The 13,888-nt window shown below is 74.1% G+C and carries 13 protein-coding genes; 12 read left to right on the top strand and 1 reads right to left on the bottom strand.

The genetic code is table 11. The annotated features are described in order from the left end of the window. Positions 1-69 precede the first annotated feature (69 nt). Genes ABT299_RS18550 through ABT299_RS18505 form a run of 10 tightly spaced genes read left to right on the top strand, consistent with a single transcriptional unit; the run spans position 70 to position 10,513 of the window. Positions 70-1,323, top strand: a complete 1,254-nt coding sequence (locus tag ABT299_RS18550) for an ABC transporter substrate-binding protein (RefSeq protein ID WP_500251513.1) — start codon at positions 70-72, stop codon at positions 1,321-1,323. Beyond that, on the top strand, positions 1,320-2,303 hold the full coding sequence (locus tag ABT299_RS18545) for a branched-chain amino acid ABC transporter permease (protein ID WP_190856322.1): 984 nt from the start codon (positions 1,320-1,322) through the stop codon (positions 2,301-2,303). Before ABT299_RS18550 ends, ABT299_RS18545 begins: the two co-directional genes overlap by 4 nt. Before the next feature lie 50 nt (positions 2,304-2,353). Then, entirely contained in the window at positions 2,354-3,412 is a 1,059-nt protein-coding gene (locus ABT299_RS18540; protein ID WP_500251512.1) for a branched-chain amino acid ABC transporter permease, read from the top strand. Next, positions 3,409-4,143, top strand: a complete 735-nt coding sequence (locus ABT299_RS18535; RefSeq protein ID WP_206699934.1) for an ATP-binding cassette domain-containing protein — start codon at positions 3,409-3,411, stop codon at positions 4,141-4,143. Before ABT299_RS18540 ends, ABT299_RS18535 begins: the two co-directional genes overlap by 4 nt. After that, positions 4,130-4,831, top strand: a complete 702-nt coding sequence (locus tag ABT299_RS18530; protein WP_500191980.1) for an ABC transporter ATP-binding protein — start codon at positions 4,130-4,132, stop codon at positions 4,829-4,831. The genes ABT299_RS18535 and ABT299_RS18530 overlap by 14 nt, the downstream gene beginning before the upstream one ends. Further along, a complete protein-coding gene (locus ABT299_RS18525; protein WP_500251511.1) occupies positions 4,828-6,189 on the top strand; it encodes an MmgE/PrpD family protein in 1,362 nt (453 codons plus the stop codon). The genes ABT299_RS18530 and ABT299_RS18525 overlap by 4 nt, the downstream gene beginning before the upstream one ends. Then, complete coding sequence (locus tag ABT299_RS18520; RefSeq protein ID WP_500251510.1) at positions 6,189-6,836, top strand: hypothetical protein; 648 nt, start codon at positions 6,189-6,191, stop codon at positions 6,834-6,836. The genes ABT299_RS18525 and ABT299_RS18520 overlap by 1 nt, the downstream gene beginning before the upstream one ends. Further along, positions 6,833-8,218, top strand: coding sequence for an FAD-dependent oxidoreductase (locus tag ABT299_RS18515; RefSeq protein ID WP_190856328.1), 1,386 nt, complete (start codon positions 6,833-6,835; stop codon positions 8,216-8,218). Before ABT299_RS18520 ends, ABT299_RS18515 begins: the two co-directional genes overlap by 4 nt. A 28-nt stretch (positions 8,219-8,246) precedes the next feature. Further along, on the top strand, positions 8,247-9,716 hold the full coding sequence (locus tag ABT299_RS18510) for a dihydroorotase (protein WP_500251509.1): 1,470 nt from the start codon (positions 8,247-8,249) through the stop codon (positions 9,714-9,716). A 20-nt stretch (positions 9,717-9,736) separates the two neighbouring features. Continuing rightward, positions 9,737-10,513, top strand: coding sequence for an IclR family transcriptional regulator domain-containing protein (locus ABT299_RS18505; protein ID WP_206699935.1), 777 nt, complete (start codon positions 9,737-9,739; stop codon positions 10,511-10,513). On the opposite strand, the gene ABT299_RS18500 is transcribed toward ABT299_RS18505, so the two are convergent. Continuing rightward, positions 10,485-11,237 (bottom strand): phosphodiesterase, encoded by a 753-nt coding sequence (locus ABT299_RS18500; RefSeq protein WP_500251508.1) that lies wholly within the window; start codon positions 11,235-11,237, stop codon positions 10,485-10,487. The two genes, ABT299_RS18505 and ABT299_RS18500, sit on opposite strands and share 29 nt — an antisense overlap. 46 nt (positions 11,238-11,283) lie before the next feature. On the opposite strand from ABT299_RS18500, the gene pdxR reads away from it, so the two are divergent. Continuing rightward, on the top strand, positions 11,284-12,750 hold the full coding sequence (gene pdxR, locus ABT299_RS18495) for a MocR-like pyridoxine biosynthesis transcription factor PdxR (RefSeq protein WP_500251507.1): 1,467 nt from the start codon (positions 11,284-11,286) through the stop codon (positions 12,748-12,750). A gap of 63 nt (positions 12,751-12,813) precedes the next feature. Beyond that, on the top strand, positions 12,814-13,875 hold the full coding sequence (gene bioB / locus ABT299_RS18490; RefSeq protein ID WP_387017842.1) for a biotin synthase BioB: 1,062 nt from the start codon (positions 12,814-12,816) through the stop codon (positions 13,873-13,875). The last annotated feature ends 13 nt before the right edge of the window (positions 13,876-13,888 follow it).

Raw genomic sequence — 13,888 nt, 5'->3', positions numbered from 1 at the left:
TCAGTGGCCTGGTGTTCCTCTAAGCGGAACGATCGTCGTGAGGTGGCGCCGGGCAGGCAGGAGAGGTGAATGTCGGCTCGAAAGCTCGCCGCCGGGCTCGGCGCGTGCGCGGCCCTGCTGGCCGCCACCGCCGGCTGCGGCGGCTCGGCGCCCTCCGGCGCCGCCGGGGCCGCGGCCGGCCGCGACAGCGGCCCGGTGCGGATCGGCGCCCTGCACCCGGTCAGCGGCGCGAACGCGGTCGACGGCCAGCAGATGCGGCGCGGCGCGCAGATGGCGGTCGAGGCCATCAACGCCGCCGGAGGCATCACGTCCCTCGGCGGCCGCAAGGTGGAGCTGGAAACCGGCGACACCCAGGGCAAGGCGGAGGTCGGCCAGAGCGAGGCGCAGCGGCTGATCTCCGAGGGAGCGGTCGGCCTCGTCGGCACCTACCAGAGCGCGGTCAGCACCAACGTGTCCGTGGTCGCCGAACGCAACCGCGTCCCGTTCGTCATGGACGTCACCGCGTCGGACGCGATCTTCTCGCACGGCTACCGGTACTCGTTCCGGGTGCAGCCGGGCAGCGCGGCGATCGCGGACGCGGCGGCCCGCTACCTCAAGGAGGTCTCGGAGAAGGCGGGCAAGCCCGTCAAGAAGGTGGCGTTCCTGCACGAGCAGACCGACTTCGGCAGCGGCGCCGCCGAGGCGTTCGCCAAGGCGGCGAAGAGGCTCGGCATCCAGGTCGGCCCGAACATCAGCTACGACGCGGTGACCGCGTCCGACCTCACCGCGCAGATCACCCAGGTCAAGGCGTCCGGCGCGGACGTGCTGGCCGTCGCCGGCTACTACCGCGACGGGCTCCTCGCCGCCAAGGCGATCAACGCGGTCAAGCCGAACCTGAACGCGGTGTGGGGCGTGTCGGACGGCGCGTTCGACCAGCCCAAGTTCGTCAGCGACGTCGGCCCGCTCGGCGAGCGCTACTTCAGCACCAACTACCACTACGACGCGCAGAACCCCGGCACGGTGAAGCTGCGCGCCGAGTACCAGAAGCGCTACGGCGCGCCGATGCGCACCGGCGCCGTCCTCGCCTACGACGCCGTCCAGGTGATCGCGCAGGGCGTGGAGCGGGCCGCGAGCACCGACCCGACGAAGGTCCGCGCCGCGATCGCCTCGTCGCAGGTGCGGCCGCTGACCGTCGGCACGGGGCCGATCGCCTTCGCCGCCAACGGCGACAACAAGAACGCGCTGCCCGTCCTCATGCAGGTGCAGAACGGGCAGATCAAGCAGGTCTATCCCCAGGACAAGGCCGAATCCCAGCCCAACTACTCGGTGACGTGGCGGCCATGAGCGACACAACTGCGAACCTCAGAGCGGCCGCCCTGCGCGGCCCCGTCCTCAAGCGCGCCGCCCTCACCGGCGGCCTGGTCGCGATCGCCATCGCGGTCGCGCTGATCCGGTCCGGCAGCGGCCTGGTCGTCTGGCAGTCGGTGGTGACCGGCCTGCTGACCGGCGGTCTCTACGGGCTGATCGCGATGGGCCTCACGCTGATCTTCGGCGTGCTGGACATCGTCAACTTCGCGCACGGCGCCCTGCTGGCCGTCGCGATGTTCATCGCCTTCGGGGTGGTGCAGGGCACGGGCCTGCACCCCTACCTCACCCTCGTCATCGCGGTGCCCGCGCTGTTCCTCGTCGGCGCGGTCGTGCACCGCGGCCTGCTCAGCGGCTCGGGCGGCGCGACGCTGGAGAACCAGCTGCTGATCACCCTCGGGTTGTCGCTGCTGCTGGAGAACGGGCTGCTGATGTTCTTCGGCGCCGAGCCGAAGAACGTCCCGCTGCCCGGCGACTTCCAGTTCTCGCTGTTCGGCGCGGTGGTGACCGGCGGCCGGCTGTACGCCTTCATCGGCGCGATCCTGATCGGCGCGGTGCTGTTCTACCTGCTGCGCCGCACCCGGTTCGGCACCGCGATCCGCGCGGTCGCGGCGAACGGGCAGGGCGCGGAGCTGGTCGGCGTGAACGTCCGCCGCGTCCACACCCTCACGTTCGCGATCGGGACGGCCTGCGCCGGCGCCGCCGCCGTGCTGGCGGCGCCGCTGGTCACCGTCACGCCGACGCTCGGCGACCAGTTCAACATCACCGCGTTCGTGGTGGTGGTGCTCGGCGGCATGGGCAACGTCGCGGGGGCGCTGGTCGGCGGCCTGCTGATCGGCCTGGTCGAGCAGCTCACCACCATCTACATGGGCGGGCAGAGCTCGCTGCTCGGGGTGTTCGTCGTGTTCCTGGTCGTGCTGTTCCTGCGGCCCGAGGGCCTCTTCGGGAGGAAGTCATGAGCGGAGCGAACCGGGGGGCGCGGGGGGTCGTCCCCTCGCAGGGAGCAGGCATGAGCGGCCTCACCATCGCCGGCGGGCGCGACACGGGCGGCGCCGTCCGCCCGGTCAAGGCGCCGCCGCTGCGCCCGCAGAACCGGCAGCTGGCCGTCCTCGCCGTGCTGCTGGTCGTCGCGATCCCGCTGCCGCTGGTGCTGCCGCCCGCGATGGGCGCGGTCGCGGTCCGCATCCTGATCTTCCTGCTGATGGCCATCGGCTGGAACGTGATGAGCGGGTTCGGCGGGATGTTCAGCTTCGGGCACGCGGCGTTCTTCGGCCTCGGCGCCTACACCAGCGCGTACCTGCTGGTGAAGCACGACGTGTCGCCGTGGATCGGGATGCTGGCGGGGATGGCGGTCGCGGCCGTCGTCGCCGTCGTCATCGGCTACTTCGCGTTCCGCTACAAGCTGCGCGGCGCCTACTTCGCGCTCGCGACGTTCGCGTTCGCCGAGATGCTCCGGCTGGTCGCCACCACCACCGACTTCACCAACAAGGCCGTCGGGTTCAGCGTCCCGCTGATCCAGGGCTCCTCGCTCTGGAAGATCCAGTTCGCCGCGGACTCGCCCGCCTACTTCTGGGTCGCGCTCGCGCTCGCCGGGGTCGCCGCGCTGGTCAGCATCCTGTTCCTGCACTCGCGGACGGGACGCTACGTCACCGCGATCCGCGACGACGAGGTGGCGGCCGCCGCGCTCGGCACCCCGGTGATGCGCTACAAGCTGGTCACCGTCGCGCTGTCGGCGGCGATCACCGCGGTCGCCGGCGCCTTCTACACGCAGTACTACCTGTTCGTGAACCCGGACCTGGCGTTCGGCTCCTCGGTGTCGATCCAGGCGATCGCGACCGTGGTGATCGGCGGGATCGGCACGGTCTGGGGCCCGGTGGTCGGGGCGATCATCCTCGGGTCGCTGTCGGACCTGACGGCGACGCTGCTGCGCACGCCGCCGGACTTCCTGAACTTCCTGCAGGGCCGCAGCGGCCTGGACGTCGCGCTCTACGCGGTCCTGCTGATCCTCATCGTCCGGGTGCTGCCGAAGGGCATCGTCGGCACGATCCAAGCGAGGTGGCGGCGGTGAAGCTGCTGGACGTCGACGGCGTCGGCAAGGACTTCCGGGGCCTGCGCGCCCTGTCGGAGGTCGGGTTCGAGGTGGAGCCGGGGGAGATCCTCGGGATCATCGGCCCGAACGGCGCCGGGAAGACCACCCTGTTCAACGTGATCAGCGGCGCGATCGCGCCCGACGCGGGCCGGGTCGTGTTCGGCCGCAAGGACGTCACCGGCACGGCGCCGCACCGGATCGCCCGCGCCGGCATGGTCCGCACGTTCCAGCTGATGCGCCCGTTCGGGAGCATGAGCGTCCTGGAGAACGTGGGCCTGGCCGCGCAGCACCGCCGCGGGCCGCTGCGCAGGCTGCGCGGCGAGGCGATGGAGGTGGTGGAGCGGGTCGGGCTCGGCCCGTGGGCGCACCGTCCCGCGACGGAGCTGCCGACCGCCGGCCTCAAGCGCCTCGAACTGGCCCGCGCCCTCGCCATGCGGCCGAAGGTGCTGCTGCTGGACGAGGTGCTCGCCGGCCTCGTCCCCGCCGAGCGCGAGCCCGTCCTGGACCTGCTCGCCGCGCTGCGCGAGGAGGACGGCACGACGCTGCTGTTCATCGAGCACATCATGGCCGCCGTGATGCGGCTGTCGGACCGGGTGCTGGTCCTCGACCAGGGGCGGGTGCTGGCCACCGGCTCCGCCGAGCAGGTCACCTCCGATCCCCGGGTGATCGAGGCGTACCTCGGAGAGGAGCCCGGCGATGCTGAGGATTGACAAGCTCTGCGCCGGCTACGGCCGGATGCAGATCCTGCACGAGATCGACCTGGAGGTCGGCGCGGGCGAGATCGTCGCGCTCGTCGGCGCGAACGGCGCGGGCAAGACGACGACGCTGCGGGCCGTCTGCGGGCAGCTGCGCGCGACGTCCGGGACGATCACCTTCGGCGGCGCGTCCACCGCGGGCCGCCGCCCCGACCAGCTCGTCCGCGACGGGCTGGTGCACGTCCCGGAGGACCGGGCGCTGTTCGGCACGCTCACCGTCGAGGAGAACCTGCGGATGGGCGCCTGGACGCGGCCCGCCGCCGAGATCGACAAGGACATGCGCGAGGTGTTCGCGCTGTTCCCGGTGCTCGCCGAGCGCCGCTCCACGGTCGCGCAGACGTTCTCCGGCGGGCAGCAGCAGATGCTCGCGATCGGCCGCGCGCTGATGGCCCGCCCGAGGCTGCTCATGCTGGACGAGCCGTCCACCGGCCTGTCGCCCAAGCTCACCTGGGCGGTGCTCGACGCGGTCAAGGCGATCCGCGACTCCGGGGTGGCGGTGCTGCTCGTCGAGCAGAACGCCAAGCAGGCGCTCGGCATCGCCGACCGCGCCTACGTGCTGGAGAGCGGCTCGACCGTGCTGCACGGGACGGGCGCCGAGCTGGCCGGATCCGCCGAGGTCAGGAAGGCCTACCTGGGACTGTGAACGAGGAAGCGAAGCGGGCGGCGGCGCGGCTCGGGGAGTGGGCCGCCGCCCTGGACACCGCGGACGTGCCGCGCCCCGTGCTCGACCGGCTGTCGCTGGTCCTGCTGGACACCTTCGGGGTGACCGCGCTCGGCGCGGCGCTGGACGAGCAGGCCGCGCTGCGGTCGGCGTGGAACGCTCCGGACGGCCCCGCCCCGCTGATCGGCGCGGGCCGGTCCGTCACCGTCGACGCCGCGGCCTGGCTGAACGCGATGGCGCTGGTCTCGCTGGAGCTGGACGAGGGCAACAAGTACGCCAAGGGGCATCCGGCGGCGCACGGGTTCCCCGCGGTGCTGGCGCTGGCGTCCGAACTCGACGCGACGGGCCCGGACACGGCCGCCGCGCTGCTGGCCGCCTACGAGGTCGCGTCCCGGTTCGGGCGCGCGACCTCGCTCCGGCCCGGCGCGCACCCGCACGGGAGTTGGGGCGTCGCCGGAGCCGCCGCCGGCTGCGCCCGGCTGCTGCGGCTCGGCCCCGAGGCCACCGCCGCCGCGATCGACGCCGGCGCCGGGCTGCCGGTCGCGGGGCACTTCTCGTCCGCCACGGACGGGAACCCGGTCCGCGACGCGTGGATGGGCGCGTCCAACCTGTCCGGGCTGGTCGCGGCGCGGATGGCGGCCGCCGGCCTGGCCCGCAACACCGGCACGGCGGGCGGCTCGCTCGGCGACCTGCTCGGCGGTTTCGACGCCGCCGGGCTGACGGACGGGCTCGGCGAGCGCTGGGACGTCACGCGCGGCTACTTCAAGCGGCACGCGTCGTGCTCGTTCACCCATCCGGCCGCCGACGCGGTGCTCCCGCTGCGGGCGGGCCTCGACCCGTCCAGGATCAGCCGGATCCTCGTCGAGACGCATGCGCTCGGCGCCGGGCTCGGGTCGCCCGAATGGGACAACCGGCTGTCGGCGATGTTCTCCACCCCCTTCGTCGTCGCGACCGCGCTGCTGGACGGCGAGGTCGGGCCGCGCGCCTCCGACGCCGCCCGGCTCGGCGACCCCGCGCTGCGGGACCTCGCCCGCCGGGTCCGCCTCGTCGCGGCCGGCGACCTGACCGCGAGGCTGCCCGCCGAGCGCGCCGCCCGCGTGACGATCGAGCTGGACGACGGCACGTCCCTCACCCGCGAGCAGCCGAACCCGGTCGGCGACGCCGACCACGAGCCGCTCACCGAGCCGGACGTGATCCGGATGCTGAAGGCGTGGCTGCCGGGCCGCGCCGCCCTGGTCGACCGCGCCGCCGCGGTCGCCCGCGAACTGCCCGCCATGGCCCGCGTCGGCGGCGCGCTGCGCGGGCTGGCCGACGACACCGCCGAGAAGGAGCCGAGTTGATGCGCGCACTGTCCGTGACGCCGATCCACCTGCCGCCGGAGGAGATCACGCGGCGGCAGGCCCGCTACGACCGGCTCGCCCCCGCCGGGCTGAGCATCGAGCTGCGCGACGTCGGGCCCGGCGCCCCGGGATCGCTGGACGACGAGGCGTCGATCCGGGTCTCCGAGCGCGAGGTCGCCGCCGCCGTGGCCGTCGCCGTGGCCGAGCCGGACGCGGCCTGGGACGTGGTCCTCCCCGACTGCGTGCTCGACCCGGCCGTCCCGGACGGGCCCGCTGACCAGCGCGTTCCGGTCAACGGGCTGCTGAGGCTGAGTAGCATGGCGCTTGCTGCGAAGAATGTCCGATTCGGGGCCGTGGTGCGGAACGAGGCGATCGGCGCGGAGCTGGGCCGCCGCCTCAAGGCCTACGGGCTGGACGCCTACGTCGCCGGCATCGCCGTGCTGGAACTGCCGTTCGACGCCGTCGCCGAGGGCGAGACGTGGAACGCCGCGCTCGGCGAGGCGGTCGACGCGCTCGCCGCGCAGGGCGCCGCCGCCGTGATCAACGGCTGCTCCGCCGTGGACGTGGAGGAGGGCCGGTTCGCGGCGGAGGTCGTCGACCCGACCGCCCTCGCACTGCAGGTCCTCGTCGCCGGGAGGGCGTCTTGACCGACATCGATCTCGTCGTGGCGGGCGCCGGCGGCGGCCTCGCCGGGGCGCTGCGCGCCGCCGAGCTGGGACTGACCGTGGTCGTCGTGGAGTCCAGCGAGCACTTCCGGCGCGGCAACAACACCTCGATGTCCACGGCGATGTTCCCCGGCGCGGGCTCGCGCTGGCAGGCCGAGCAGGGCGTGGACGACTCCCCGGACCGGTTCGTCGCCGACATCGAGGCCAAGACCAAGGGCCGCGCCGACGCCCGGCTCGCCCGCACGCTCGCGGAGGTCAGCGCGCCGCTCGTCGAGTGGCTCGCCGACTCGGTGGAGCTGCCGCTCGACCTGGTCACCGACTTCAACTACCCGGGCCACTCCGTCACGCGCTGCCACTCCGTCCCCGGGCGGCACGGCTCCAGCGTGATCGACCATCTGGCCCGCCGCGCCCGCGCGCACCCGAACATCGACCTGCTCGTCCCCGCGAAGCTCACGAACGTGGCGACGGGCGGGGACGGCGCGGTCCGCGCGGCCGTCGTGCAGTACCCCGACGGGACGGAGGAGGAGATCCCGACCCGGGCCGTGCTGCTGGCCACCAACGGTTTCGGCGCGGACCGGGACCTCGTGCGCCGCCACCTCCCGGAGATCGCCGACGCCCTCTACCAGGGCAGCGACCAGTCGCTCGGCGACGCGCTGCGCATCGGCGGCGGCCTCGGCGCCGCCACCGGCTACCTCGACGCCTACCAGGGCCACGGCGCCGTCGCCGCCGGCGCGGGCACCCTCGTCGGCTGGGCCACGATCATCCACGGCGCGATCATGGTGGACCTGGAGGGCCGCCGGTTCGGCGACGAGACGCGCGGCTACTCCGAGTACGCCGCCGAACTCGCCGCCCGGCCCGGCGCCACCGGCTGGATCGTCCTGGACGAGACGATCTTCCACCAGTGCGAGCCGTTCAAGGACTTCCGCGACACCGTCGAGTCGGGCGTGCTGGTCTGGGCCGACGACGCCGACGGCCTCGCCAAGGCCACCGGGCTGCCCGCCGGGGCCCTCGCCGCCGAACTGGAGACCGCCGCCGCCGTCGCGCGCGGCGAGCGCGCCGACGAGCACGGCCGCGCCAACTGGGAGCGCCCGCTCGCCGCGCCGTACGCGGCGGTCCGGGTCGTCCCGGCGCTGTTCCACACCCAGGGCGGGCTGATCGTCAACGAGGACGCCGCCGTCGTCGACCACGACGACCGCCCCATCCCCGGCCTGTACGCGGCGGGCGGCGCGGCGGCCGGGATCTCCGGCCACGGCGCCGACGGCTACCTGCCCGGCAACGGCCTGCTGCCCGCCTTCGGGCTCGCCTACCTCGCGGCCGGCGACGTCGCGCGCCGCCGCCCCGCCCCCGGACCTTCCGAACGCTGACCGCCCCACGACACTGAGGAGAGATGAATTGGCCACGACCGAGCTGCTGCTGAAGAACGTGCGGGTGGTCCGTCCCGACGCTCCCGAGGGCGCCGAGCCCGAGCGCCTCGACATCGCCGTCAACGACGGCACCATCGTCCGCCTCGCGCCCGACCTGCCCGATGACGACGCCGCGACGGTGGTGGACGGCGGCGGAAAGCTGGCGTTCCCCGGCGTGGTGGACGCGCACCAGCACTGGGGCATCTACAACGAGCTCGCCACCGACACCCGTTCGGAGAGCCGCGCCAGCGCGCAGGGCGGCGTCACCACCTCGCTGACCTACATGCGCACCGGGCAGTACTACCTGAACAAGGGCGGCCCGTACCGCGAGTTCTTCCCCGAGGTGCTGAGCGCCGCGAGCGGCAACGCCTACGTCGACTACGCCTTCCACCTCGCGCCGATGATGGCGGAGCACATCGAGGAGATCCCGTACCTCGTCGAAGAGCACGGCGTCACCTCGTTCAAGATCTTCATGTTCTACGGGAGCCACGGGCTGCACGGCCGCTCCACCAGCCAGAGCGAGTTCCTGATGACGCCGCCGGACGAGCGGTACGACATCGCGCACTTCGAGTTCGTCATGCGCGGCATCCAGAAGGCCCGCGAGCAGCTGTCCGACTACGCCGACCACATCTCGCTGTCGCTGCACTGCGAGACCGCCGAGATCATGACGGCGTACACGAAGATGGTCGAGCGGGAGGGCAGGCTCACCGGCCTGCGCGCCTACAGCGCCTCGCGCCCGCCGCACTCCGAGGGCCTCGCCGTCACCATCGCCTCCTACCTCGCGCACGAGACGGGCCTGCCGAACATCAACCTGCTGCACCTGTCGTCGGAGAAGGCGCTGTCGGCGGCGCTGACCATGGCGTCGGCGTTCCCGCACATCGACTTCCGCCGCGAGGTCACGATCGGGCACCTGCTCGCCGACGTCGACACCGCGCACGGCTTGGGCGGCAAGGTCAACCCGCCGCTGCGCGACCGCGAGGACGTCGAGGCGCTCTGGCGGCACGTCCTCGCCGGAGAGGTCGACTGGGTCGTCAGCGACCACGCCTGCTGCCGCGACGAGATGAAGTTCGGCGCCGACCGCGACGACATCTTCCTGGCCAAGTCGGGGTTCGGCGGCGCCGAGTACCTGCTGCCCGGCCTGGTCGGCGAGGGCGCCAAGCGGGGCCTGCCGCTCCAGCGCGTCGCGAAGCTGACCTCGTGGAACCCGGCCCGCCGCTACGGCCTGCTCACCAAGGGGACCATCGCCGAGGGCTACGACGCCGACATCGCGCTGGTCGACCCGGACGTGTCCTGGACGGTCCGCGCCGCCGACTCGGAGTCCACGCAGGAGTACACCCCGTTCGAGGGCTTCCCGATGACGGCGAAGGTCACCGACACGTTCGTGCGCGGCAACCACGTGTACTCCGACGGGAAGGTGCTCGGCGACCCGGTCGGCAAGTACCTGCGGCGCGGCCGCTGACGGCTCCCTAGGATCATCGGGTGACCAACCAGACCGCAGAGCGGCAGTCGTCCGGCACGGAGGTGGCCGGCCGGGTCGCCGACGTGCTGCTGCTGTTCGCCGGGGGGCCGCAGTACCTCGGCGTCAGCGCGATCAGCCGGGAGCTCGGCATCTCCAAGGCCGTCGTGCACCGCATCCTGCGGTCGCTGGTGTCGCGGGAGATGCTGGAGGCGGACCCCGGCGGGTACCGGCTCGGGCCCGCCGCCGTCGCGCTCGGCGTCAGCGCGCTGCGCCGGTTCAACGTCCGCAACGCCGCCGCGCCGGTGCTGCGCAGGCTGCGCGACGAGACCGGCGAGACGACGACGCTGTCCGGGCTCGTCGCCGACGAGCGGGTCTACCTCGACCAGTTCGAGAGCCCGCACGAGGTCAAGATGACCGTCGAGGTCGGCCGCCGGTTCCCGCTGCACGCGGGCTCCTCGGGCAAGGTGATCCTCGCCTTCCTGCCCGAGGAGCGCCGCGAGGCGCTGCTGGCCCGCCCGCTGGCCGCGCTGACCCCCGGCACCGTCACCGACGTGGCGGCGCTGCGCGCCCAGCTCGCCGAGACGGCGCGCGAGGGCGTCGGCGTCTCGCTGGGGGAGCGGCAGGCCGACGCCGGGTCGGTCGCCGCGCCGCTGTTCGGCCCGGACGGCGAGGTGCACGGCTCGATCAGCGTCTGCGGCCCCCGGCACCGCTTCACCCCGGAGGCCGTGGAGCGGTACCGGGCGCTCGTCCGGGACGCCGCCGAGGAGATCACGCGGACGTGGACGACCCACCGGTGACCGGCCGGTAGTGCGTCGTGAGGCGCCGCTCGTCGTCCAGCGTGTGGAACGCGACGCCGGGCGGCGCCTCGTGGTCGGCGACGGGGCCGTCCTGCCCGGGGAGCCGGATGGTGGAGACGACCCCCGGCGCCACCAGCAGCGGCCGCCCGGCGAACGTGGTGGCCGCCGCCGTGTGCGCGTGCCCGCACAGCACGGCCGCCACCTGCGGGTGCCGGTCGAGCACGGCGGCGAGCCGTTCCGCCCCGAACAGGCGGATCCCGTCGACGTACGGGACGCCGAGCGTCACCGGCGGATGGTGGAAGCAGACGAACGCCGGGGCGCCGGGCCGTTCGCCGAGCACGCCGTCCAGCCAGCCGAGCGTCTCGTCGGAGAGGTACCCGTGGTCCTCCCCGGGGACGGACGAGTCGCACATGGCGAAGACCGCGCCCCCGATCTCGTGCACCCGGTCGACCGGCCCGCCGGACGGCTCCTCGCCGAGCAGCGCCTTGCGGAACGCCTCCCGCCGGTCGTGGTTGCCGGGGCAGGTCAGCACGGGGTGCGGCGACCGGAGGACCGCGCGGGCCGCCTCGTACTCGGCGGGCGCGCCGTGGTCGGCGACGTCCCCGGTGACGAGGACGGCGTCGAGCGGCAGCCCGTCCAGGTGCCGCATGACGCGGCGGGTGCGTTCGAGGGCGCGCTCCCCGCCGTCGAGATGGGTGTCGCTGAGCTGCGCGAAAGTGATCATGCCGCGAATCTAGGCCGCGACAGGACCGACCTTAAGATCCAGTTCCATGGCGGAAGAGTGGACCAGTCCGGGGGTCGACCTGCACCTGGAGCTCGACCCGTCCGGCGGGCGCCGGGACGCCCTCGAACGCGCCCTCCGCGACGCGGTCAGGTCCGGGCGCCTCGGGCCGGGCGCGGTCGTCCCCTCGACGCGCGCCCTCGCCGCCCAGCTCGGCGTCTCGCGCGGCACGGTGACGGCCGCCTACGACCAGCTGATCGCCGAGGGCTACCTGACAGCCCGCCAGGGCGCCGCGACCCGGGTCGCCGAGATCCGTTCCGGGCTCCCTTCCGCGGAGCCCGGGAAGCCCGCGCCCGAGGGACCCCCGCCCGGGAAGCCCTCGCCCGCGCCAAGACCCGTCTGGGCCGGTTCGTGGGCGACCGCCGGGACGGTCGCGCACGACCTGCGGCCCGGCCGTCCCGACCTCGGCACCTTCCCCGCGTCGGCCTGGCTGCGCTCGACGCGCCGCGTCCTGACCACGGCGGGCCCCGAGGCGCACGCGCTCAGCGACCCGCGCGGGCGGCCCGAGCTGCGCGACGCCCTCGCCGGCTACCTGCGGCGCGTCCGGGGCGTCGACGCCGACCCGGGCCGGATCGTGATCACGTCCGGGTACGCGCAGGGGCTCGGCCTGCTCGCCCGGGGCCTCGGCGACGCCGGGACGTCCGCCGTCGCCATGGAGGAGCCGGGGCATCCGTACCACCGCATGATCGTCGCCCGCGCGGGACTCCAGGTCGTCCCGCTGCCGGTGGACGGCCTCGGCGCCCGCACCGACCTGCCCGTGGACGCCGGCGCGGTGGTGCTCACCCCGGCGCACCAGTACCCGTCCGGCGCCACGCTCGCCCCGGACCGCCGCCGCGCCGCGGCCGCGTGGGCGCGCGACACCGGCGGGCTCGTCGTCGAGGACGACTACGACGGCGAGTTCCGCTACGACCGCCAGCCCGTCGGCTCCCTCCAGGGCACCGCGCCGGGCCACGTCGTCTACGCGGGCACCGCGTCCAAGACCCTCGCGCCGGCGCTGCGGCTGGCCTGGCTGGTGCTGCCCGCCGGCCTGGTCGAGCCGGTCGCGGAGGCCAAGCGCCTCGCCGACGCGCACACCCCGTCGCTCGGGCAGCTCGTCCTCGCCGACCTGATCACCGGCCACGCCTACGACCGGCACGTGCGCGCCGCCCGGCTGCGCTACCGGCGCCGCCGGGACGAGCTGGTCGGGGCGCTGCGGCGGCGGGCGCCGCACGTGCGCGTGCTGGGCGTCGCGGCCGGGCTGCACGCCCTTGTCCTGCTCCCAGACGGCGGTCCCGGCGAGGCCGAGGTCATGGCGCGGGCGGCGGCGCGCGGCCTCGCGCTCCAGCCGCTCGGCGAGTTCTGGCAGCGGCCGGACGGGCGCCCGCAGGGACTCGTCGTCGGCTACAGCACCCCGCTCCGGTCCGGCTACGCCGCCGCGCTCGACGCGCTCTGCTCCGTCCTGCGATACAAAGCCTGATCGGTCCGGTTTGTCGGCCCTGCTCCTCAACACCGCGGGGCGCTTCTGCAAGGATCCTCTGTCATGAGCCTTCTCGAGACCCTGGCCGGCAAGGGACTGCGGCGCGAGCCGCCGACGCGGGACGAGGCGCTGGCGGTGCTGGCGACGTCCGACGACGACATCCTCGACGTGGTGGCCGCCGCCGGCCGTGTCCGCCGGCACTGGTTCGGCCGCCGGGTCAAGCTGAACTACCTGGTCAACCTCAAGTCCGGGCTGTGCCCCGAGGACTGCTCGTACTGCTCGCAGCGGCTCGGCTCGAAGGCCGACGTCCTCAAGTACACGTGGCTGAAGCCCGAGGAGGCCGCCGACGCGGCCGCCGCCGGGATGGCGGCGGGCGCCAAGCGGGTCTGCCTGGTCGCCAGCGGCCGCGGCCCGACGGACCGCGACGTCGAGCGCGTCGCCGACACCATCGCCGCGATCAAGGAGCGCGGCGACGTGGAGATCTGCGCCTGCCTCGGCCTGCTCGGCGACGGCCAGGGCGAGCGGCTCGCCGAGGCCGGCGCGCACGCCTACAACCACAACCTCAACACCTCCGAGGGCGTGTACGGCGACATCTGCACCACCCACGACTTCAGCGACCGGCAGGACACCGTCCAGAAGTCGAAGGACGCCGGCCTGTCCCCGTGCTCCGGCCTCATCGCCGGGATGGGGGAGACCGACGAGGACCTCGTCGACGTCGCGTTCGCGCTCCGCGACCTCGGCGTGGACTCGGTCCCCGTCAACTTCCTCATCCCGTTCGACGGCACGCCCCTCGCCGAGCGGTGGGCGCTCACCCCGCAGCGCTGCCTGCGGATCCTCGCGATGGTCCGGTTCGTCCACCCGGACGTGGAGGTCCGGCTCGCCGGCGGACGCGAGATCCACCTGCGCAGCCTGCAGCCGCTCGCCCTGCACGTCGTCAACTCGATCTTCCTCGGCGACTACCTGACCAGCGAGGGCCAGGCCGGCAAGGCCGACCTGGAGATGATCGAGGACCTCGGCTTCGAGGTGGAGGGTGCCGACACGCCCAGCATGCCGGAGCACCGCCGCGCCGAGACGGTGTCCGTCCGCCGCCGCGGCGCGGGCACGGCGCTGCCGCCGAACGCCTGACCGGGGACCCGGG

The organism is Spirillospora sp. NPDC000708, assembly GCF_040299565.1.
GTDB lineage: Bacteria > Actinomycetota > Actinomycetes > Streptosporangiales > Streptosporangiaceae > Spirillospora.
This window is presented reverse-complemented; position numbering and strand designations above follow the sequence as displayed.

Excerpts from the sequence above, each read along its gene's own strand:
- ABT299_RS18550 (WP_500251513.1), top strand. The coding sequence starts at position 70 with ATGTCGGCTCGAAAGCTCGCCGCCGGGCTCGGCGCGTGCGCGGCCCTG.
- ABT299_RS18545 (WP_190856322.1), top strand. The coding sequence starts at position 1,320 with ATGAGCGACACAACTGCGAACCTCAGAGCGGCCGCCCTGCGCGGCCCC.
- ABT299_RS18540 (WP_500251512.1), top strand. The coding sequence starts at position 2,354 with ATGAGCGGCCTCACCATCGCCGGCGGGCGCGACACGGGCGGCGCCGTC.
- ABT299_RS18530 (WP_500191980.1), top strand. The coding sequence starts at position 4,130 with ATGCTGAGGATTGACAAGCTCTGCGCCGGCTACGGCCGGATGCAGATC.
- ABT299_RS18520 (WP_500251510.1), top strand. The coding sequence starts at position 6,189 with ATGCGCGCACTGTCCGTGACGCCGATCCACCTGCCGCCGGAGGAGATC.
- ABT299_RS18500 (WP_500251508.1), bottom strand. The coding sequence starts at position 11,237 with ATGATCACTTTCGCGCAGCTCAGCGACACCCATCTCGACGGCGGGGAG.
- pdxR (WP_500251507.1), top strand. The coding sequence starts at position 11,284 with ATGGCGGAAGAGTGGACCAGTCCGGGGGTCGACCTGCACCTGGAGCTC.
- bioB (WP_387017842.1), top strand. The coding sequence starts at position 12,814 with ATGAGCCTTCTCGAGACCCTGGCCGGCAAGGGACTGCGGCGCGAGCCG.